This window comes from Halorussus vallis (assembly GCF_024138165.1).
GTDB classification, from domain to species: Archaea; Halobacteriota; Halobacteria; order Halobacteriales; family Haladaptataceae; genus Halorussus; species Halorussus vallis.
Genome location: NZ_CP100000.1, coordinates 3,176,118 through 3,195,648 on the forward strand (window position 1 = coordinate 3,176,118; position 19,531 = coordinate 3,195,648).

A 19,531-nucleotide genomic window follows, 5' to 3' on the forward strand; every position below is an offset into this window, starting at 1 on the left:
CATGACCCAGAACACGACCCGGAGCTCCGACTCGCCCGAGGGGGAGTCTTCGTCTCGGTCGCTCCGGTCGCTCTCGGGCTGGTTCGTGCGGTGGCTCGCGGGCGTCAACATGTTCGCGTTGATGGGGGTCTTCTTCGCGGTGGGGTTCCTCGCCGAGGCAGTTCCGCCGCTGGCTCCGTACGATTGGGTGTTCTTCCTGCTCGGCGGAATCCTGCCGATACTGCTGGCGACGGTGTCGACCGAGGAGGACGGCTACGACCACGAGATGTCGAACCGCGACCGGGCGACGTTCGTCGCCTCGATGCTCCGCTGGGCGTTCACCCCGTGGGGCATCTACACCCAGTTCCTCCAGATCGCCGGGACGCTCGCGGCGTACCTCCGGTACCTGGGCCGACTGCCGAACCGCGACCGCCACGTTCCGAAGACGGAACTGACCCTCCCGTTCGACGGCGAGTGGACGACGGTCAACGGCGGGGTTACCCAGCGCACCTCTCACTCGTGGGGCATCGTCTCCCAGCGGTACGCCTACGACTTCGTCGTCACCGACGCGGACGGCGACACCCACGCGGGCGACGGCGGCGAACTGACCGACTACTACGCCTTCGGGAAGCCGATTCGCGCGCCCGCCGACGGCACCGTCGTGAAGACGAAGGACTCGCTTCGGGACTACCCCAAACCCGGTTCGGGATGGATAGAGTGGCGGACCTGGGACATCGCGGGCAACCACGTCGTCGTCCGCCACGCCGACGGCGAGTACAGCCTGCTCGCGCACCTCCAGGAAGGGAGCGTCACCGTCGAACCCGGCGACGAAGTCGCGCGCGGCGACGTCGTCGGCGCGTGCGGCAACTCCGGGGCCTCGACCGAACCCCACCTCCACTTCCAGATTCAGGACAGCGCGAACTTCTGGTTCGCCGCGGGCCTCGTCCCCCGGTTCGTCGACACGACCGTCGCCCGCGACGACGACCGGCGCGCCGACCACGAGGAGTACGACGAGGCTCCCGAATCCGGAGACGGCCTGTACCTCTGGGCCGGCGACGTGGTCTCGCCCGTGGGTGGCTAAGTCTGAAAGCCGAATCCGCGGGCCGCACTGACGTCGAGCGATTCTCTGCGTCCATCCGCAGGCGAGGCGTTGTGCTCGTCCCCGACGACTCCCATCTGATACCGACGGTGGCCGTCCATCGGATGGGTGACGAGAACGGGCGTGGATAACATAAGTAGATTTAAAATATATAAAATAGTAAGAAAACTATATATCTGGTGCGTATAACGGAAAATTATGGAATCTAATGGTTCCAAACAAAGTCGAAGAGCCCTCCTGAAACGGACCGCGACCGGCGCTGCAGTCGTCGGCGGCATCGGAACCGGTACCGAACTGATCTCGGAGAACGCCCGCGCAAGCTCTCACTGCCCGTACGACGCCGTCGACTGTACGGGCGCGTCCAACGACCGCGTCTACGACGACGGTGCCGCAGTGCCGGACGTCCGAATCACGCAGTCGACCGCGCTCGCCTATTACGGACACGACTACTTCAGCGGTCAGGACGATTACGTCCACCAGTTCCAACTGTTCAACTTCGGAGAAGCCCGCGAACGCGATACGAGCGACTCGAACGGAGAGTGGGACCAGGCCTACGGCAAGGAGGTCAAGTCGTCCGGATTCGAGATTTCGTCGCCCCACGAGGTGACCTTCGGGAAGGACTCCCCGCGTGCGGGTCCCGGCGCTCCGCGAGAGGACTCGACCGCCGACGTCATTATCGAACACGGCGACGAACTCGCGTCGCTCATCGTCGGGCACTACTTCCCGTGGGCGGGGATGGCCTACAGTGTCGGAACCATCGCGGCGTCCATCATCGACGGCGCGACTGGAAGCGACGGCGGCGACGAGACGACGCTCAAGCAGACGTGGGACAACGGGGCCGTCGACACTGACTTCACCCCTGCGTTCACCACGTACACGTCCTTCCGAGTGCACGTTCCCGCGTCGCCACCCTGTCAGACGAGCAACGTGAGCATCACCAGTCGGAGCGAGGCGGACTCGTACGGGAGCCAGTATGTGGAGACGGACCTCTACTACTCGTTCGAGAACCCGCAGGAGGGCTGTAACCTGTAGACGGCGCCGCCCGGAGTCGGAGAGCGGTCGACCGGCGACGTCCTCGCCCTCTTCGTTTGGTTGCGACGTCGCTACCGTCCCAGTCGACCCGGCCCGAACCGCTTCGGATTCCCTCGAACTTTATAGTAATTGGTAGTTCGGTGAGCGTCCGAAAACGGGGCCCGTGACCCTCTACTAAATACGCTTTCCGACCCGGACGAAACGTCGGTTTTCGGCCGCTGACGACCGGCGACCGCTACGTTGAACCCCGCGGGCGTCGTAGTAAATTCCCGGGGGAGTAATCGACGAAATGACGTACGCCATAGAGACCGCAGACCTGACGAAATCGTTCGGAGAGACGCGCGCCCTGGACGGTATCGACTTACAGATAGACCGGGGGTCCGTCTTCGGACTCCTCGGGCCTAACGGCGCTGGCAAGACGACCATCATCCGAATTCTGGCGACACTGCTGGACCCCGACGGCGGTTCGGCGACCGTCCTCGGCCACGACGTCGAGCGCGACCCGGCGGCGGTTCGCGAGAGCGTGAGCCTCACCGGCCAGTACGCCTCTATCGACGAGGACCTCACGGGCCGCGAGAACCTCGTCCTCGTGGCCCGCCTCCTCGGATTCCGGTGGCGGGAGGCCAGAGCGCGCGCGAACGACCTGCTTGGAGCATTCGGCCTCGCCGACGCCGCGACGCGCCAGGTCCGGACCTACTCCGGCGGCATGCGGCGGCGCCTCGACATCGCCGCGAGCCTCGTCGTCACGCCGGAGGTGCTGTTCCTCGACGAACCGACGACCGGCCTCGACCCGCGGAGTCGAAACCAGGTCTGGAAAATCATCCGCGCCATCGCCGCCGAGGGGACCACCGTCGTCCTCACGACCCAGTACCTCGAAGAGGCCGACCACCTCGCCGACCGACTCGCCGTCATCGACGACGGGCGCATCATCGCCGAGGGGACGAGCCGCGAACTGAAGGCGAGCGTCGGCGCGAACACGCTCGACGTCCGCCTGCGAGACCCCGACCGGCGTCCGGAGGCCGAGTCGATTCTGGCGGACGTCCTCGGCACCGAAGTTCGGCGCGGGACCGACCGGGACGCGCTTTCGGCTAGCGTCACCGACGACGAGCGCTCGGCCGAGGCGTTGATGGCGCTCGCCAGGGCCGGCGTCCGGGTCGCCGAGTTCTCGCTCGGTCAGGCGAGCCTCGACGAGGTGTTCCTCGCGCTCACAGGTCGCCCCGCCGAGGAGCGGATCGAGGGGGCGGCCGCGTGAGTGCCGAGACGCCGGAGGCGCCCCCGGTCGTCGAGGAGGAGATCGGAGACGTGCTCTCCCGGACCGAGCGCCCGCCGCGCGCCGGCGCGCTCTCGGCCTCGCTCACCCTCGGCTGGCGGGCGCTGTTGAAGATCAAGCACGTGCCGTTTCAGCTCTTCGACGTCACGGCGTTCCCGCTCATGAACACGCTGCTGTTCACCTTCCTGTTCGGCGGCGCCCTCGCGGGGTCGCCGCGCGAGTACATCCAGTTCCTCCTGCCGGGCATCCTCGTCCAGGCCGTCCTCTTCATCACCGTCTACACGGGCGTCGGGCTGAACACCGACATCGACGAGGGGCTGTTCGACCGCTTCCAGTCGCTCCCCATCTGGCAGCCCGCACCGCTAGTCGGGGCGCTCCTCGGCGACCTGTTGCGCTACACTATCGCGGCGTGCATGGTCCTCGGACTCGGGTTCGTCCTGGGCTTCCGACCCGGGGCCGGAGTCGTGGGGGTGCTCCTCGCGCTCGCGCTGGTGCTCGTCTTCGCGTTCGCCCTGTCGTGGATCTGGATAGCGGTCGGACTGACCGTCGAGACGCCCGAGTCCGTCATGACGACGAGCTTCCTGTTGCTCTTCCCGGTCACGTTCGTGAGCAACATCTTCGTCGACCCGGCGACCATGCCGGCGTGGCTCCGGACCGTGGTCGGCCTGAACCCCGTCACCCACCTCGTCGACGCTTGCCGCGGACTGATGCACGGCGGCGATGCGCTCGGAGACGTGACGTGGGTGCTCGTCGCCGCCGCCGCGGTCCTCGCCGTGGCCGCACCGCTCTCGCTCCGGATGTACCGCAAGGAGCGGTGAGCCGAGCGGACGACGGACGGCGGCCCCTCGCCGTCGGCGGAATTGGCCACGATTCGCGACCCGGAAACTCAGCGACTCGCGTACGGGAGCGTCTCGCGGTCGATGTCGGCGATGCGAACGTATGCGGGAGCCATGATTCCGATGGCGAAGACGCTCGCGACGGCCGACCCCACGAGCGCGACCAACTGTGCGAGTACCGGTGAGAGGAACGCCGACGCGGCGACCGAGAGCAGAAGGGAGGGCGCCACCGGTATCGCGAACAGGACGAACAGCCGAACCCGGTTTCGGCGAGTCAACCGCCAGCTTCCCACGAGCGCATCGCCGACGCTCTTGTCCCGGACCGATATCTCCTGACCGACGAAGAGCAGGCTCGCACCGAGCGCGGCGGCGGGGGACAGGAGACCGAGGCCGAGAACGGCCAGCGACGCCTGCCCCGCCCGGGTCGTGAACAACCAGAGCCGAATCGGCTCGCCGACGACGGCGAACAGCGCCGAGAAGCCGACGTACAGGCAGGCGAGCGAGACGGCCAGAACCGCGAGCGAGACGACCCAGACGCCGACGAGTCGGTTGGCCATGGCCCGCCCGAGCCGATGGACGACCGCTCCGTCGGGGATGCGTTCTGCGTACTCGCCGACGAGCGTCCGGGTGGCGACGACGTAGACGGGGACGGTCAGCAGTCCGCCGGTCATCGTCGCGATGAGGGCGGCGGGGAACGAGACGAGGGTCGGCAGTTGCGTGCCGGGAGCGGGACCGGTGCTCTCGACGCCGGCAACGGGGACGCCGCCGGAACTGAGCGGAAGATAGGTCGTAGTCGCGGCGAGCACGAATCCAGTCTGCAGCAGGATTGCTCCCAGATAGACGGCGAGCAACACGGCTCCGTTACGGGTAGTTACTCGCGAGATGCCGTCTGCGAGCGTATCTCGGATGTGGAGGGTCATACGGATTCTCCGTCGAACTCTTACTTAGCTATCTTGTTCTGACCCCGTCGAGCGGCCGAGCCGAAACCGAGCGACGGAGCGCCGCATGCCGGCGGAAACGCCGGCGACGGGTCGACAATCGAACGCCGGAGAAGTAATACCCGGTCGCCGATTCTCCGGGCCGGAAAATCGAATACGTGTTTTACCTCCCCCCGAAACAACCGACGACCGTGAGTGAGGACTGCCCACCGAGCGAGCTTTTCGCGCTCCTCGACGACGAGTACGCGCGGGCCATCCTCACCGCAACGAGCAAAGAACCGATGTCCGCAAAAGCCCTCAGCGAGGACTGTGACGCCTCGCTCCCGACCGTCTACCGGCGCGCCGACCGCCTCGTCGAGTGCGGGCTCCTGACCGAGCGAACCGAGGTCGTCGCCGACGGCCACCACTACAGCGTCTACGAGGCCCGCCTGCGGCGGCTCACCGTCGAACTCGACGACGGCGACCTCGCCGTCGACGTGGAAGAACAGCGCGCCGACGACATGGCCGACCGCTTCACCGAGATGTGGGAGGAGATATGACGGCGGTGTCGCTCCTCCAGGCCGGCGCTACCCAGCAGTACGTCGACTACCTCGTCCTGCTCGGCGTGACCAGCGTCGCGATGGTCCTCGGCCTGTTCATCGTCTTTCAGGCCTACCGCGGCTACCGGCGCAATGCGAGCCGTCGGATGCTGTATCTCGCGCTCGGCCTCGCGCTACTGACGGTCGCGCCGTTCGCGCTCTCCATCGCCGTGGCGTCGCTCGGCCGCACGCTCGGCCTCGGTCCCCGGACGTACACGTTCTTCCTGCCGGTGACGACCCGCCTGGTGGAGATCGCGGGCCTGGGATGCATCCTCTACTCGCTCAACACGCGGACCTGACGGACGAACGCTCCGAACGACGATGAACGTCACCGAATCCGCCGAACCTACTGACGAACGATGAACGCCGCTGAAACCACCGAACAACGATGAATACCACCGAATCTACCGGGATTACCCAACGACAATGAACGCCATCGAAACCACCGAACTGACGAAACGCTACGGGGACGCGACCGCCGTCGAGGGGCTCGACCTCTCGGTTCCGGAGGGGGTCGTCTACGGCTTTCTCGGGCCGAACGGCGCGGGCAAGACCACCACGATGCGGATGCTGACGACGCTCACGCGCCCGACGAGCGGGACGGCTCGCGTCGCGGGGCGGTCCGTCGCGGACCGCGACGCCGTCGTCTCCAGAATCGGGTATCTTCCCGAAGAGCCGCCGCTCTACGACGAACTGACCGCACGCGAGCAGTTACACTACATCGCCGACCTGCGCGATATCGACGTGGACGACCGGATCGAGGCGCTGCTCGACCGGTTCGACCTCGCCGAGGACGCCGACAAGCGCGTCGGCGCCTACTCGAAGGGGATGAAACAGAAGACGGCGCTGATTCAGACGATTCTGCACGAACCCGAGGTCGTCTTCCTCGACGAACCGACCTCGGGGCTGGACCCGCGGGCGGCTCGCACGGTCCGCGAACTCGTCGCGGAACTGACCGACGACGGGATGACCGTCTTCCTCTCGACGCACATCCTCCCGGTGGTCGAGGAGATCGCCGATGTCGTCGGCGTGCTCTCCGACGGGTCGCTGGTCGCCGAGGATGCGCCGGAACGGCTTACGAGCCGAGCCGAGGACGAGCGGACGCTGGAAGACGTCTTCCTCGCGGTCACCAGCGAAGAACCCGCGGCTCCGACACCATGAACGCGAGTCGGCTCCGGCTCCGAAACGGCGTCCGCATCGCGGGCGTCGAGTTCCGCCGGAGCCTGCGCGCGCTCGGCGGCAATCCGGTCCAACTGGCCGTGTTCGCCGTCACCGCGCTCTTCTTCGTCGGCGCTCCGACGGCCGCCGGAGCCTACGTCGCCCTCCACATGGGGGCCTCGCTGCTCGAAGTCGTTCCCGTCGTCGAGGGCGCGCGGAGTGCGCTCGCCTTCCTCTGGCTCGTCCCGACGATCATGGTCGCCCAGCGCGCCGTCGGCAAGACCGGGCGAATCGACCACGCCGACGGGATGCTCACGGTCACCCTGGCGGTCGACGTCGTCGTCGGCCTGCTGTTGGCCGAGTACGCCCGATTGCTCGCGGTCGTCTCGCTGCCGATACTGGTCGTCGCCGCGTCGCTGGCGTACGGACTCGGCGCGCCCGCCGCGTTCGCGACTATCGTCGCGGCGCTGTTCGCGCTGTTGACCACCGCCGTACTGACCGGACACCTCTTGGGCGTGCTGCTCAAGACCGTCCTCGAAGGCTCGGAACTGCTCACGCGCCACAAGTCCGCGCTCGCGGCGCTCGCGTTCGCCGCCTACCTCGCGGCCGCCTTTTCGGAGGGGTTCGGCGGGTGGTTCGCCGACGCGCTCGGCGTCCTGGCGACGCTTCCGACGGGGTGGTTCGGTGACCTCCTCGCGCTGGGGTTCCCGGGCGCCTCGCCCTCGCCGATTCGAATCGCCGGCGCGGTCGCGCTGTTCGCGGTCGGCGTGCCCGTCCTGCTCGCGCTCGACGTGCGCGCTTCGACCCGGCTCTGGTACGGCGACCGCGCCCGGCCCGCCGTCCGTCGGCACGCGTCGTCCTCGGGGTCGAACGTTCGGTTGCTCGCGGGCGTCGCGTCCGGGCCGACCCGGGCCATCGCGGCGGGCGTTTGGCGGCGGACGGCGCGCGGGCCGCTCCGGCTCGTCTACGTCGTCTACCCGCTGTTACTGCTCTTCGCGCCGCTTCGCGACGCGGTCACGACCGGCCGGGTACCCGAGTCGCTTCCCGTTCTCCTCGCGCTCTACGGCACGTGGGCCATCGGCGCGGCGGCGCTCAACCCCCTCGGCGACGAGGGTGCGATGCTGCCCACCACGGTCACCTCGACCGTTCGGGGTCGACGGTTCGTCGGCGGCCACGTGCTCGCCGTTGCGCTCGTCGGACTTCCAGTCCTCGTCGCGGTCACCGCGACCGCCGGCCTGCTGAGCCCGCTCGCCCCGACCGTTTGGCTCCCGCTGACAGTCGCGGGTGGGTATCTCGCGATGGCCGGCCCGCTCGTCGCCCTCGCCATCGGAACCGCCTTCCCCCGATTCGGCGAGGTTCGCATCACCCGAAGTCGGAGCGCCGTCGTTCCGAGCAAGACCGCGTTCGTCTACTACACGCTGGCGCTCGTGCTGGGCTTCGGTGGTTCGGTCGTGGCGCTGGTCCCGGGCGCGGCGGTGTTGCTCTCGAACGTCGTCGCGTTCTGGTCGTCGTTGCTCGGCCACCCGGTCGACGTCGGTGCGAATGCGCTCCGTCTCGGCGGCGGCTCGGTGGGCTTCCTGCTGGTCGTCGTCGCCCCGCCGCTGGCGTACCGGTACGCCGTGCGACGGTTCGAAACCTACACGCTCGGTTAGTCGGCCGAAACGGCCGACGTCGACCCGACCGGCCGCCGCGCCGATTCGACGGAGTAGACGATACTGCCGGCGAACAGGACGACGCTCCCGACGATGAACAGCGAACTGAGCGGCGACGCCGAATCGACGAACACCCAGTAGAGCGGGGCGGCGATGGACGGCCCCGCCGCCAGCACCGCGACCTTGGCGATGAGGGGTCCGCAGCACCCGCAGGTACACGAGCCGACGATGGCGGCGCCGCCGGCGGCGCCTTCGGTCAGACCCGCGCGCTCCTCCATCCGCCAGTGGCGGGCGATGAGGGCGGCGTTCAACCCGACGAGCGCGCTCAGCAGTCCGACGACGACGAGTTGGCCGGGCGAGATGGCGACGAAGAGCGGGATGTGCGGGAGGTATATCTCGAGGATGGGCCACGTCACGAGCTGATAGACCGCCGGAAGCACGGTGACGAACGGTTCGTGCGGGAGGCCCTCTTCGGGGAAGAACGAGACGTAGCCCGTGACCGAGACGAAGAAGAGCGCCAGCACGACGCCGACGCCGACGCCGAACCGTCGGGCGACCGGGTCGCGGAAGACCGACCGGAGTACCTCTCTCGCGTCCTTCCAGACGATGTATCCGACGAGCATGGGCGTCCCCAGGACGATGGCGTACCCGAGGGGGTGCGAATCGCTCGCCGCCCCGCGAATCAGGTAGGGGTAGGCGACCCAGAGTCCCATCACGATTCCGAGGAACGTGTAGCGAGGCCGGGTCGGCCATCGGAGTCGGCCGACGACCAGACTCGACACCATGATGAAGAACCCGACCGACAGCGACAGGGCCGGATACCACGACCGCGGGAACGGCATCGATTGCGCCGAGTACGTCGGCTCCGGCGAGAGGCCCTCGAAGAGCACGGCTCCGAGCGCCGTCAGGACGATACCGAGGAACGCGCCGTAGAGCGCGGTCGTCGGCGAGAGGCGGTCCCGCCGCTTGAGGGCGCTCGCCCCGACGAGGAGGCCGACGCCGAGGACGGCGAGGACGACCCCGTGTCCCTGCGAGAGGCCGCCGGTCGCCGTCGAACCGTGTGCCGACGCGACGGGCACCCGTGTCAGTACCAACAAGGAGAGGAGAACGGAGAGCGTCCGGGAGAGTCCGTGGCCGCTCGGTCGTCGACGGAGCCACCCCGCTCGCGTTCGACGGTGTTCCAACGCCATTAGAGAACCTTGGCCAGCGACGCACTTCTACCTGACTGATTCGGTCGACCGCTCGCCGTCGCGTCGAACGGTCGCTCCGGTCGGCGAACGCCCCGCAGACGACGAGCGTCGACGAATCGCGAGGAGCCTTCAGACGGTCGGCGACGGCGGTTCGGCCGTCCGACAGCGACGGACGACCTCCCGAATGGCGTCGACGTCCTCCTCGTGGGTCCCGTAGACGACCGCGTCGGCGTGCGGGTCGACCTGGCGCGTCACGTCGACGAGGCGGTCGACCTCGGCCTCGGACGCCGAGAGCTGAATCGTCAGCGACGCGTCGAGTTCTTCGAGTTCGCGGGCGAAGCCGCGGGCCAGCGACTCGACCCAGTAGGTCGTCTCGTAGCTGATGCTACAGAGCGGGACGAGAAAGCCGTCGACGTGGGAGTCGAGTTCCCGCGGGTCGAGGCCGGTGCGCTCGCGGAGGTTCCCGGGATACGGGTCCGGGTACAGCGTGATGACGAGGTTTCCCGACACCCGGTTCGACGCCTGCCGGACGAATCGGGTGATCGTCTCGGTTCGCCACGCGACCCGGTCGTCGCGGTCGCTCGCCGCGAACTGCCGTTCGCACCGCTCGCACCGACAGAACTCGACGCCGGGAAAGCCGGGCGTGGTGAGCCTGACGGCCCCGGCGGCGCCGACCGCCTCGATTCGGTCGAGGAGCGCCGCGCGGTAGTCGGGGTCGGTCGGACAGACCGTTCCCCAGTGGTGACCCTCGGCGTCGGGCGTCGTCCGGGTCCCCTCGGCGGTGACGGCGGCGCGACTCGGGTCGTCGCGCACGACCGCCGTATCGCCCCAGCAGGCGACGGAGTTTATCGCGCCGTCGAGCGGAGCGGCGCGCCGTCCGCTCACGTCGTCGGCGACGAAGTGGACGAAATCGCCGACGTCCTCCCGGGCGAGGTCCGCGTTGCTCGTGAGGATTCCGTACAGGGTCGTGAGTCACGACGGAACGTCTTAACGGTACTCGTCGCGTCTCTTCGTCGAACTGGCGACTTCGGTTAGACCGGAGACGCGTACGAGTTCGAGTCGACTACACGAAGCGGTTGACGGACCAAAATCGGCCGCAAGGGAAAGTGCGCCCCCTCTCGGAGACGTGTGAGGCCGGAGGGATTCGGAGCGGTCTAGCACCGACCGAAGCAATCGGAAGGGACCGACTACGAAAGCGTCATGCGGAGTTCAAACTCGCTCGTCAGCCCTAGTACGATGCTCGGTAGTTCCTCGCGGAACCAGTCCTCGGTCAGACGGTTCGCTGGCCCGGAGACGCTGAACGCTCCGATGACGTCGCCGTCGGGGTTCTCGACCGGTGCGCCCACTGCGATGACGCCCTCTATCTGCTCCTCGTCGTTGAAGGCGTACCCGAGATCGCGAACGCGCTCCAGTTCCTCGTACAGTTCGTCCTCGTCGGTGATGCTGTACGTGGTTTCGCGGGTCAGCCCGTGTTGGTCCACGATTTCGTCGAGTCGGTCGTCGGGGAGGAACGCGAGAATCGACTTGCCGGCGGCGGTGACGTGCAACGGGACACGCTTGCCGATGGTCGACTTGGTCCAGACGCCGTGGTCGCCCGGCGACGTGTAGAGGTACACTCCGCGGCCGTGTTCTTCGACGAGGAAACTCGACCGACAGCCGCTCTCTTCCGAGAGCATCTGCGTGTACTCTTCGGCGTTGGTGTACACGTCCTTGCGAGTGCGGGCCTGTTCGCCGAGAGCCAAGAAGTTGAGCGAGAGGTGGTAGACGCTCTCCTCCTTCACCAGGTATCCCTCGGCGTGAAGCGAATTGAGGTACCGATGAACCGTGCTCGAACTCATGTCGAGGGCCTGGGCGATGTCCGCAACCTCCCCGCCGTCGTTCTCGCGTATCCATTCGAGTATCGCGAAGCCCCGTTCGATCGTCTTGAGCTTGTCTTTATCAGTAGAGGTCATAGAAGATAAGTAGCTCTCCCTCCTCAATATGTTTTCGCATATCGGAGTTGTTAATCCCTCGGTGTTTTTCGGATCCTCGGTCACGTCCGGCATTTTTCGAGTTCTCTCAAAAACCCGGACAGAAACTGAGTCCCGAATATCGGGAATACAATATCCTACATATCGGGATATGACTACTATTATCCCAGATATGCGCCCGGCAATTGCTATGTGAAGCGGTTGTTATTAATACAAAACTTCTTGGTAGGTGGCCACAACGCTAACATGTACCAATGGGAGATCGACAGGTTCCGCGGCGACGGATATTGCAAGCGACGGGCGCGACGATACCGGCCATACTCGCAGGTTGCACCGGCGGCAACTCCACGGACCAGGGGACTACGACCGACGAGACGACCGGCGGATCGACCAACTCCGACGATACGGGCGGAGGGTCGGGCCAGACTAACTCGGGAGCGACGCTAAACGTGGCCCAGCACCTCCAGCCCTCGCGGTTCGACCCGATACTGCAGTACTCCAATCCCGACGCGATGGTGGGGAACCGAGTGTTCAGCAAGCTGTACACCTACAACGAGGGCACCGAGACGGTGCCGAACGTCGCGAAGGCCGACCCCGAAATCTCGAAGGGCAACACCCGATACGTCGTCCCGCTGCGCGAAAACGTTACGTTCCACAACGGCGACCCGCTGACCGCCGAGGACGTGAAGTACTCCTTCATGGCGCCCATCAACGAGGAGACTCCGCTGAAGGGCATCTTCAAGGTCATCGACAAGGCCACCGTCGTCGACGAGCACACGGTACAGTTCGACCTCAAGTACCCGTTCGCCATGTTCGACGACGTCCTGACCCACCACATCGTCCCGAAGTCGGTGCGCGAGAAGGACAAGGAGGCGTTCAACACCAAGCGCCCGATCGGCTCGGGTCCGTTCAAGTTCGTCGAATGGGAGGAGAGTTCGTACGTCGACCTCGAACGGTGGGACGACTACTGGGGCGACGAACTCCCCAACCTGTCTGGCGTCAGGTTCCAGCCCATCACCGAGTCGACGACCCGGGTGACGGAACTCCGAACCGGCAAACAGGACATCATCGAAACCATCCCGCCGAAGCTGTGGTCCACGGTCAAGGGCATGCAGGGCGCCAGCATCGACGCGGTCGAGAGCATCGGCTACTTCTACGTCGCGTTTAACTTGAACGAGGGGCCGACCAAAGACCTCAAAGTCCGAGAGGCGATCGACCACACCTTCTCGATGGACAGTGCGGTCGAACAGTTCATCAAACCGGCGGGCGTCCGCCAGTACAGCCCGATGCCAGGGCCCATCGTGGAGGACTGGGGCTTCCCCGTCGACCGATGGAAGGACATCCCCAACGACAAGGACGTCGCACGAGCCAAGAAGCTGTTCTCGGAGGCCGGCGTTCCCTCCAACTGGACCTGCAAGATCATCGTCCCGCCGGACGACAACCGCGAGAACATCGGCATCAGTATCGCCAACGGAATCAAGGAGGCTGGCTACGACGCCAACGTCCAGCGCCTCGACTGGGGTACTCTGCTGAGTAAGGCCTACACCGGCAAGGCCGCCGACTACAACATGTACGTACTCGGGTGGGTCCGGTACCCCGACCCCGACGACTTCATGTACAACCTCTTCCACCCCGACGCCGAGGGCGCGAACCAGGGCGTCTACTACAAGAACGAGACGGTGGCCCAGCAAATCTCGCAGGCTCGCAAGTCCATCGACCGCAAGGAACGCAAGCAGTTGTACACCAAAGCGATCACCACGATCCTGGAGGACAAGGTGCACCTCCCGGCGTTCAACTACAAGAACTCCTTCGGCGTCCGTTCGGCGGTCAAGGACTTCGGCGTCCACGCCGTGGCGCCGATCAACCCCCGGCTGCTCACCGACTACGCGAACGTTTCGGTCGAAAAATAACGGCCTCCCGCACCTACCACATCTCTCGAAATGAACCTGGTCCGGTATATCGTTCGTCGATTAGCACAGTCGGTGTTCGTACTCTGGGGCGTCGTCACCATCACCTTCCTGCTGGTGTACGCCTCCCCCGGCGACCCGATTCGGATACTCATCGGGCCGAGCGCGGACGCTTCGACCGTTGAGGCCATCCGCGCCCAGTACGGCCTCAACCAACCGCTGTACGTTCAGTACGCGAAATACGTGCTCAACGTCGCGAGCGGCGACTTCGGGCACAGCATTCACTACGGGGTGCCGGTCGTCGAGAAGATACTCCAACGGCTCCCGACGACCCTGCTGTTGGTCGCGTCCAGTTTCTCGTTCGCCATCGCCACCGCCATCCCCATCGGGGTTCTGTCGGCGAAGCGACGCAACGAGGCGGTCGACCACGTGTTCCGCATACTCGGCCTGATCGGCGTCAGCACACCCAGCTTCTGGATCGGGTTGTTGCTCATCATCGTGTTTGCGTACCACCTCGGGGTGCTCCCGGCGACCGAACTCGTCATGCCGTGGGCGCCGCCGAGCGAGGTGGACGGGGTGGCGACCCGATTCGGCGTCCTCCGGAAGGCGGCGACCCACCTGGTGATGCCGACGCTGACGCTCGGCACGCTCCAGATGGCCGCCATCATGCGCATCGAGCGGTCGTCGATGCTCGAAGTGCTCAACCAGGAGTACGTGACGCTCGCGCGGGCGTTCGGGGTTTCCGAGCGCACCATCCTCCGGAGGCACGCGTTCCGGAACGCCCAACTGCCGGTGTTGACCGTCATCGGCCTCCAACTGACGACGGCGCTCGGCGGTTCGGTGCTGACCGAGACGGTGTTCAACATCGGCGGGATGGGGACGCTCATCATCACCGCCGTGGGGGCGCGCGACTACCCGCTCGTGCTGGGGACGACGCTGTTCTTCGCCAGCATGTTCGTCGTCGGCGTCCTCGTGACCGACCTCCTGTACGCGTATCTCGATCCACGGATCTCCTACGGGGAGGGTGGTGTCTGATGAGCGACACCAGCTCTGGGGCACGCACGCGCCAATCGGGTTGGGACGAAGTCAAGACCCAATTACGGAGGAACCCCACCGCGAGGTGGGGGTTCTACATCATCTCCGCCGTCGTCGCGGTTTCGCTGTGGGCGTTCGTCGACGGCGTCCTGCTCGACTACCACTTCGCGCGCACCTATTGGCACAACCCAGTGAGCGCCGAACCCGGTTCGAAGGGCCTGCTCCCGCCGGTGGGCGTCACCAACGAGTTCGGTGCCGGGACGTGGAAGTATCCGCTGGGAACCGACGACCGCGGGCGGGGCATCCTCGTTCGACTGGTCTACGGCACGCGAATCGCCATCCAGGTCGGCGTCGTGGCCACGGGCATCGGCGCGGCCGTCGGCACGGTCGTCGGAGCGGTTTCGGGCTACTACGGCGGCTGGGTCGACGACCTGCTCCAGCGGACGGTCGAGACGTTGTACGCCATCCCGTTCCTCGTGTTGATGATCGCCATCATGTCGACGTTCGGACGCGACCTCTGGATCGCCATCGTCGGGGTGAGCATCATCACCGTGCCGGTGTTCACCCGCCTGATCCGCTCGGAAGTGCTCAGCGTGCGCGAGGAGGAGTACATCGAGGCCGCCAAGGCCGCCGGCGTCCGCGACCGCAACATCATCCGTCGCCACATCATCCCGAACAGTTTCGCCCCCGTGCTGGTGCAGGCTTCCCTGCAGGTGGGCGTCAACATCCTCATCGTCGCGGCACTGTCGTTCCTCGGGTTCGGCGCACAGCCACCCACCCCGTCGTGGGGAGCCATGCTCGCCCAGTCGCGGACGTACATGCTCCCCGACCCGTGGTTCAGCATCTGGCCCGGACTCGCCATCCTCGTGACGGTGATAGGGTTCAACCTCCTCGGAGACGGCTTGCGCGACGCCTTCGACCCGCGACTCGACGATTGACACGACAATCCACACAACCAATCTATGAGCAACGACCCACTGTTACGCGTCAAGAACCTGCAAACGCAATTTCGAACCGAGGCCGGTGCCATCCGAGCGGTCGACGGTGTTTCGTTCACCGTCGACCGCGGCGAGATAGCCGGTCTCGTCGGCGAGTCGGGAGCCGGCAAGAGCGTCGCCGTCCAGAGCGTCCTCCGACTCATCGACTCGCCCGGCCGCATCGTCGGCGGCGAAGTCACCTTCGACGGCGAAACCCTCGTGGGGTTCGAAACCGACGCCGCCGACGGCGACCCCACGCCCCGCGAGGAGATGCTCTCCGAGCGGGAGATGCGGTCTCGGATACGCGGTAAGGAGATCGCCGTCATCTTCCAGGACCCCATGGAGAGCCTCAACCCCGTGTTCACCGTGGGCGAACAGCTCTGCGAGTTCATCGAACTCAATCGCGACCTCTCCAGAGCGGCCGTCCGCGAGTGCGCCGTCGACATCCTTCGGGAGGTGGGCATCCCGCAGCCCGAAGAGCGTCTCGACGACTACCCCCACGAGTTCTCGGGCGGGATGCGCCAGCGAGTGCTCATCGCGATGGCGCTGGCGTGCGAACCCCAACTCGTCATCGCCGACGAGCCGACGACGGCGCTCGACGTGACCGTCGAAGGACAGATACTCGACCTCGTGGACGACCTGCAGGCGCGGTACGACACCAGCTTCCTGTGGGTGACTCACGACATGGGCGTGGTCGCCGAGATCTGCGACCGGGTGAACGTGATGTACCTCGGCGAGGTCGTCGAGCAGGCCGACGTCGAGAACCTGTTCTACGACCCACAACACCCCTACACCGCGGCGCTGCTCGACTCGGTGCCGCGCCCCGACAAGACGGTCGAGAAACTCCGACCGCTTCGGGGGTCGATGCCCGAACCCCTCGACCCGCCGTCGGGGTGTCGGTTCCACGACCGGTGTCCGGACGCCCGGGAGGTTTGCGTCCGCGAACATCCGGACCTCCGGACCGTGACCGATGAGGGTCAGCAAGCGGCTTGCCTGAAGCACGACGCCTTCGATGCCGATTACGACGCGAGTCCGCCACTCGACGGTCCGAACGACGGGTCTGTCGGAGGAGTCTCGGTTTCCAGCGCGGGTGATGGCGATGAGTGACGCCGGAGGCGACCCGTTGGTTCGGGTCGAGGGGCTGACCAAGTACTACGACAACTCCGGCGGCCTGCTGGCGGACCTCGAACTCGACTTCGATGCCGGGGGCCTGCCGCTGCGGTACCGGCCCAGCAGGGTCCGGGCGGTCGAGGACGTTTCCTTCGAGATCAGGCGCGGCGAGACGCTCGGCCTCGTGGGCGAGTCCGGATGCGGGAAATCGACGCTGGCGCGAGTCCTCCTCCGATTGCTAGAGCCGACCGACGGCGCGGTCTACTTCGACGACGAGGACCTCGCGGGCATGGATCGTGAACGGTTGCGCCGACGCCGCAAGGACGTCCAGATGATCTTCCAGGACCCCCAGTCGAGCCTCGACCCGCGGATGAAGGTCGGCCCCATCATCGAGGAGCCGATGCGGGCCCACGGCATGCTCGACGAAGCGGGCCGCCGCGAGCGCGCGGAGGAACTGCTGGAGGCCGTGGGGTTGGAGCCCCAGTACTACGACCGGCGACCCCACGAGTTCTCGGGCGGTCAGCGCCAGCGCATCAACCTCGCTCGGGCGCTGTCGGTCGAACCCGAGTTCGTGGTGCTCGACGAACCCACGAGCGCGCTCGACGTGTCGATACAGGCCCAGATACTCGAACTGCTCGACGACCTCCAGGACGAGTTCGACCTCACGTACCTGTTCATCTCCCATGACCTGTCCGTAATCAGGTACGTAAGCGACCGCATCGCGGTGATGTACCTCGGCGACATCGTGGAGATCGGCGACAAGGAAACCGTGTTCGCCGACCCGAGCCACCCCTACACCGAGTCGCTACTCTCGTCCATCCCCGTCCCGGACCCGAAACACCGAGGCGAGCGGAGCGTTCTGAAAGGCGACGTGCCCAGCCCCATCGATCCGCCGTCGGGGTGCCGGTTCCGAACGCGTTGCCCGAAACTCATCGTGCCCGCCGAGTACGACCTCGACGACGAGGAGTGGGCCGGCGTCCGCGAGTTGATGCGCGCGGTCGAACGCCGCGAGTTCACCGCGGACGACCCCGAGTCCATCCGAAACCGCTTCCTCGACGGTCCTCTGTCCGACCAGACCTGCGAGAACGTGGTCCAGCAGGCACTCGACCGCGTAGCCAACGACGAGTGGGAGCGGGCGACCGACCTCCTGCTGGAGACGTTCGCCGAACGGAGCGTCTGCGCCACCCGGCGCCCCGGACTCGAATCGCCGACCGACGAAGCGATGGGTCGCCGAGTGGCCTGTCACCTCCGCAATCCCCCGGACGACGGCAGATCGACCCCCGTCCGGAGAGGTGAACCGGACGCGTAGCCGGCCGGGATACCGGCGCGGAACCACCTGCCGACCAACGACGACGCAACCATCAATGACGAAAGACACACTGCTCGAACGAATCGACGACGGCCGAGACGAGTTGATCGACCTGACTCGTCGCCTCTGGGAGAATCCCGAACTCGGCCTGGACGAAACCGAATCGGCCGACCTGCTGGCAGATTGGCTCGACGACGCCGGCTTCGACGTCGAACGCGGCGTCGGCGGTATGCCGACCGCGTTCGTCGCTTCCTACGGTTCGGGAGCGCCGAAGATCGGCATCCTCGGAGAGTACGACGCTCTGCCGGGACTCTCCCAAGAAGTGACCGCCGAGCGGGCGCCGGTCGAGGAGGGCGCGCCCGGACACGGATGTGGGCACAACCTGTTCGGCGTCGGAAGCCTCGGCGCGGCGTGCGCGCTCAAGGAGGAGATCGCCGACGGCGAACTCGACGGGACGGTCCGGTACTACGGCTGTCCGGCCGAGGAGACGCTCGTCGGCAAAGTGTACATGGCCCGGGACGGTGTCTTCGACGACCTCGACGCCGCGCTGACGTGGCACCCCAGCCAACTCTCGGCCCCGTGGAAGTCCCAGTCGCTGGCGATGAACTCCGTGCGGTACGAGTTCGAGGGCCGGTCGGCCCACGCCGCCGACTCGCCCGAATCCGGACGAAGCGCGCTCGACGGTGTCGAACTCATGAACACCGGCGCGGAGTTCATGCGCGAGCACGTCTCCGACGACGCCCGGTTGCACTACACCATCGTCGACGGCGGCGGTGCGCCCAACGTAGTTCCGGCGAGCGCGTCGGTCTGGTACTTCGTCCGGGCTCCCACCCGCGAGGAGGTCGACCGTATCACGGAGTGGCTCGACGACGTTGCGGAGGGCGCGGCGCAGATGAGCCAGACCTCGGTCGAGCGCCGGTTCCTGACCGGCTGTTACGACTACATCGCCAACGACGTGCTCTCGGATTTGTTGCGCGAAAACATGCGGGAGCTAGGGCCGATAGACTACTCGGAGTCCGACCGGGAGTTCGCAGCCGACCTGCAAGCCACCTTGGACGGAGAGACGATACGCAACCGGACCGACCAGCTCCCGCCGACTGTCCGCGAGACGGCCCGCGAGCGAACCCTCTACTCGGAACCGCTCGAGTCGTTCGACGAGGGGACCGTACTGAGCGGCTCGACCGACGTCGGCGACGTGAGCTGGCTCACCCCGACAGCCCAGTTCTGGTGTGCGTCGTGGCCGGTCGGGACGCCCTCGCACTCGTGGCAGGCGGTGGCCGCCAACGGCGACTTCGGCGCGAAGGCCGCGGTCTACGCCGCGAAGGTCCTCGCTGCGACCGGGTTCGACCTGATTGCAGACCCGTCGCTGGTCGAGGAGGCCGACGCGGAACTCAGCCGGACCCGGCCCGGCGAGTACGAGAGCCCGCTCCCGGCCGACGCTGAACCGCCGTTCGACATCGACCAGGAATGACCCGTAAACGAGTCTATCCG

Annotated in this window: 18 protein-coding genes; 14 read left to right on the forward strand and 4 right to left on the reverse strand. The window is 66.4% G+C overall.

Translation table 11 applies throughout. The features are described 5' to 3' along the window. Position 1: 1 nt before the first annotated feature. The 4 genes from NGM07_RS16140 (at position 2) to NGM07_RS16155 (ending at position 4,198) form a co-directional block, all read left to right on the forward strand. Entirely contained in the window at positions 2 to 1,060 is a 1,059-nt protein-coding gene (locus NGM07_RS16140) for a M23 family metallopeptidase (RefSeq protein WP_253513395.1), read from the forward strand. A 216-nt stretch (positions 1,061 to 1,276) separates the two neighbouring features. Further along, a complete protein-coding gene (locus NGM07_RS16145; protein ID WP_253513397.1) occupies positions 1,277 to 2,110 on the forward strand; it encodes a hypothetical protein in 834 nt (277 codons plus the stop codon). A 289-nt stretch (positions 2,111 to 2,399) separates the two neighbouring features. Continuing rightward, the gene (locus NGM07_RS16150) at positions 2,400 to 3,362 is read left to right on the forward strand and encodes an ATP-binding cassette domain-containing protein (protein WP_253513399.1); all 963 of its coding nucleotides are present in this window, start codon (positions 2,400 to 2,402) and stop codon (positions 3,360 to 3,362) included. Next, complete coding sequence (locus tag NGM07_RS16155) at positions 3,359 to 4,198, forward strand: ABC transporter permease (RefSeq protein ID WP_253513400.1); 840 nt, start codon at positions 3,359 to 3,361, stop codon at positions 4,196 to 4,198. Before NGM07_RS16150 ends, NGM07_RS16155 begins: the two co-directional genes overlap by 4 nt. A gap of 68 nt (positions 4,199 to 4,266) precedes the next feature. Here NGM07_RS16155 and NGM07_RS16160 read toward each other — a convergent pair whose 3' ends face one another. Beyond that, positions 4,267 to 5,136: a DUF7847 domain-containing protein gene (locus tag NGM07_RS16160; protein ID WP_253513402.1), complete on the reverse strand. Its 870-nt coding sequence runs from the start codon at positions 5,134 to 5,136 to the stop codon at positions 4,267 to 4,269. Positions 5,137 to 5,345: 209 nt separating this feature from the next. Between NGM07_RS16160 and NGM07_RS16165 the strand changes: the two genes are divergently transcribed. The 4 genes from NGM07_RS16165 (at position 5,346) to NGM07_RS16180 (ending at position 8,542) form a co-directional block, all read left to right on the forward strand. After that, a complete protein-coding gene (locus tag NGM07_RS16165) occupies positions 5,346 to 5,693 on the forward strand; it encodes a winged helix-turn-helix domain-containing protein (RefSeq protein WP_253513404.1) in 348 nt (115 codons plus the stop codon). Next, a complete protein-coding gene (locus NGM07_RS16170; RefSeq protein ID WP_253513406.1) occupies positions 5,690 to 6,031 on the forward strand; it encodes a DUF7521 family protein in 342 nt (113 codons plus the stop codon). Before NGM07_RS16165 ends, NGM07_RS16170 begins: the two co-directional genes overlap by 4 nt. Before the next feature lie 127 nt (positions 6,032 to 6,158). Next, positions 6,159 to 6,893: an ABC transporter ATP-binding protein gene (locus NGM07_RS16175; protein ID WP_253513408.1), complete on the forward strand. Its 735-nt coding sequence runs from the start codon at positions 6,159 to 6,161 to the stop codon at positions 6,891 to 6,893. Next, positions 6,890 to 8,542, forward strand: coding sequence for a hypothetical protein (locus NGM07_RS16180; RefSeq protein ID WP_253513410.1), 1,653 nt, complete (start codon positions 6,890 to 6,892; stop codon positions 8,540 to 8,542). The genes NGM07_RS16175 and NGM07_RS16180 overlap by 4 nt, the downstream gene beginning before the upstream one ends. Here the strand turns inward: NGM07_RS16180 and NGM07_RS16185 are convergent. From NGM07_RS16185 to NGM07_RS16195, 3 genes are all read right to left on the reverse strand, one after another. Continuing rightward, on the reverse strand, positions 8,539 to 9,732 hold the full coding sequence (locus tag NGM07_RS16185; RefSeq protein ID WP_253513412.1) for a hypothetical protein: 1,194 nt from the start codon (positions 9,730 to 9,732) through the stop codon (positions 8,539 to 8,541). The two genes, NGM07_RS16180 and NGM07_RS16185, sit on opposite strands and share 4 nt — an antisense overlap. 129 nt (positions 9,733 to 9,861) lie before the next feature. Then, positions 9,862 to 10,695 carry a hypothetical protein gene (locus NGM07_RS16190; RefSeq protein WP_368410312.1) on the reverse strand — a complete coding sequence of 278 codons (834 nt, stop codon included), beginning with the start codon at positions 10,693 to 10,695 and terminating at the stop codon, positions 9,862 to 9,864. A 224-nt stretch (positions 10,696 to 10,919) separates the two neighbouring features. Beyond that, positions 10,920 to 11,684: an IclR family transcriptional regulator gene (locus NGM07_RS16195; protein WP_253513416.1), complete on the reverse strand. Its 765-nt coding sequence runs from the start codon at positions 11,682 to 11,684 to the stop codon at positions 10,920 to 10,922. A 335-nt stretch (positions 11,685 to 12,019) separates the two neighbouring features. Here NGM07_RS16195 and NGM07_RS16200 point away from each other — a divergent pair, with 335 nt between their 5' ends. From NGM07_RS16200 to NGM07_RS16225, 6 genes are read left to right on the forward strand one after another with little or no spacing between them, the layout of a single operon-like run. Continuing rightward, positions 12,020 to 13,612 (forward strand): ABC transporter substrate-binding protein, encoded by a 1,593-nt coding sequence (locus NGM07_RS16200; protein WP_368410313.1) that lies wholly within the window; start codon positions 12,020 to 12,022, stop codon positions 13,610 to 13,612. 30 nt (positions 13,613 to 13,642) lie between these two features. After that, complete coding sequence (locus NGM07_RS16205) at positions 13,643 to 14,644, forward strand: ABC transporter permease (protein ID WP_256524017.1); 1,002 nt, start codon at positions 13,643 to 13,645, stop codon at positions 14,642 to 14,644. Next, positions 14,644 to 15,582, forward strand: coding sequence for an ABC transporter permease (locus NGM07_RS16210; RefSeq protein WP_253513420.1), 939 nt, complete (start codon positions 14,644 to 14,646; stop codon positions 15,580 to 15,582). Before NGM07_RS16205 ends, NGM07_RS16210 begins: the two co-directional genes overlap by 1 nt. A 24-nt stretch (positions 15,583 to 15,606) precedes the next feature. Beyond that, complete coding sequence (locus NGM07_RS16215) at positions 15,607 to 16,728, forward strand: ABC transporter ATP-binding protein (RefSeq protein WP_253513422.1); 1,122 nt, start codon at positions 15,607 to 15,609, stop codon at positions 16,726 to 16,728. After that, the gene (locus NGM07_RS16220) at positions 16,721 to 18,040 is read left to right on the forward strand and encodes an ABC transporter ATP-binding protein (protein ID WP_253513424.1); all 1,320 of its coding nucleotides are present in this window, start codon (positions 16,721 to 16,723) and stop codon (positions 18,038 to 18,040) included. The genes NGM07_RS16215 and NGM07_RS16220 overlap by 8 nt, the downstream gene beginning before the upstream one ends. A 55-nt stretch (positions 18,041 to 18,095) precedes the next feature. Further along, positions 18,096 to 19,511 (forward strand): amidohydrolase, encoded by a 1,416-nt coding sequence (locus NGM07_RS16225; RefSeq protein ID WP_253513425.1) that lies wholly within the window; start codon positions 18,096 to 18,098, stop codon positions 19,509 to 19,511. The last annotated feature ends 20 nt before the right edge of the window (positions 19,512 to 19,531 follow it).

Coding starts and splice junctions, on each gene's coding strand:
- NGM07_RS16205 (WP_256524017.1), top strand. CDS start 13,643: ATGAACCTGGTCCGGTATATCGTTCGTCGATTAGCACAGTCGGTGTTC.
- NGM07_RS16215 (WP_253513422.1), top strand. CDS start 15,607: ATGAGCAACGACCCACTGTTACGCGTCAAGAACCTGCAAACGCAATTT.
- NGM07_RS16160 (WP_253513402.1), bottom strand. CDS start 5,136: ATGACCCTCCACATCCGAGATACGCTCGCAGACGGCATCTCGCGAGTA.
- NGM07_RS16145 (WP_253513397.1), top strand. CDS start 1,277: ATGGAATCTAATGGTTCCAAACAAAGTCGAAGAGCCCTCCTGAAACGG.
- NGM07_RS16175 (WP_253513408.1), top strand. CDS start 6,159: ATGAACGCCATCGAAACCACCGAACTGACGAAACGCTACGGGGACGCG.
- NGM07_RS16220 (WP_253513424.1), top strand. CDS start 16,721: ATGAGTGACGCCGGAGGCGACCCGTTGGTTCGGGTCGAGGGGCTGACC.
- NGM07_RS16225 (WP_253513425.1), top strand. CDS start 18,096: ATGACGAAAGACACACTGCTCGAACGAATCGACGACGGCCGAGACGAG.
- NGM07_RS16180 (WP_253513410.1), top strand. CDS start 6,890: ATGAACGCGAGTCGGCTCCGGCTCCGAAACGGCGTCCGCATCGCGGGC.
- NGM07_RS16150 (WP_253513399.1), top strand. CDS start 2,400: ATGACGTACGCCATAGAGACCGCAGACCTGACGAAATCGTTCGGAGAG.
- NGM07_RS16195 (WP_253513416.1), bottom strand. CDS start 11,684: ATGACCTCTACTGATAAAGACAAGCTCAAGACGATCGAACGGGGCTTC.
- NGM07_RS16185 (WP_253513412.1), bottom strand. CDS start 9,732: ATGGCGTTGGAACACCGTCGAACGCGAGCGGGGTGGCTCCGTCGACGA.
- NGM07_RS16170 (WP_253513406.1), top strand. CDS start 5,690: ATGACGGCGGTGTCGCTCCTCCAGGCCGGCGCTACCCAGCAGTACGTC.
- NGM07_RS16140 (WP_253513395.1), top strand. CDS start 2: ATGACCCAGAACACGACCCGGAGCTCCGACTCGCCCGAGGGGGAGTCT.
- NGM07_RS16210 (WP_253513420.1), top strand. CDS start 14,644: ATGAGCGACACCAGCTCTGGGGCACGCACGCGCCAATCGGGTTGGGAC.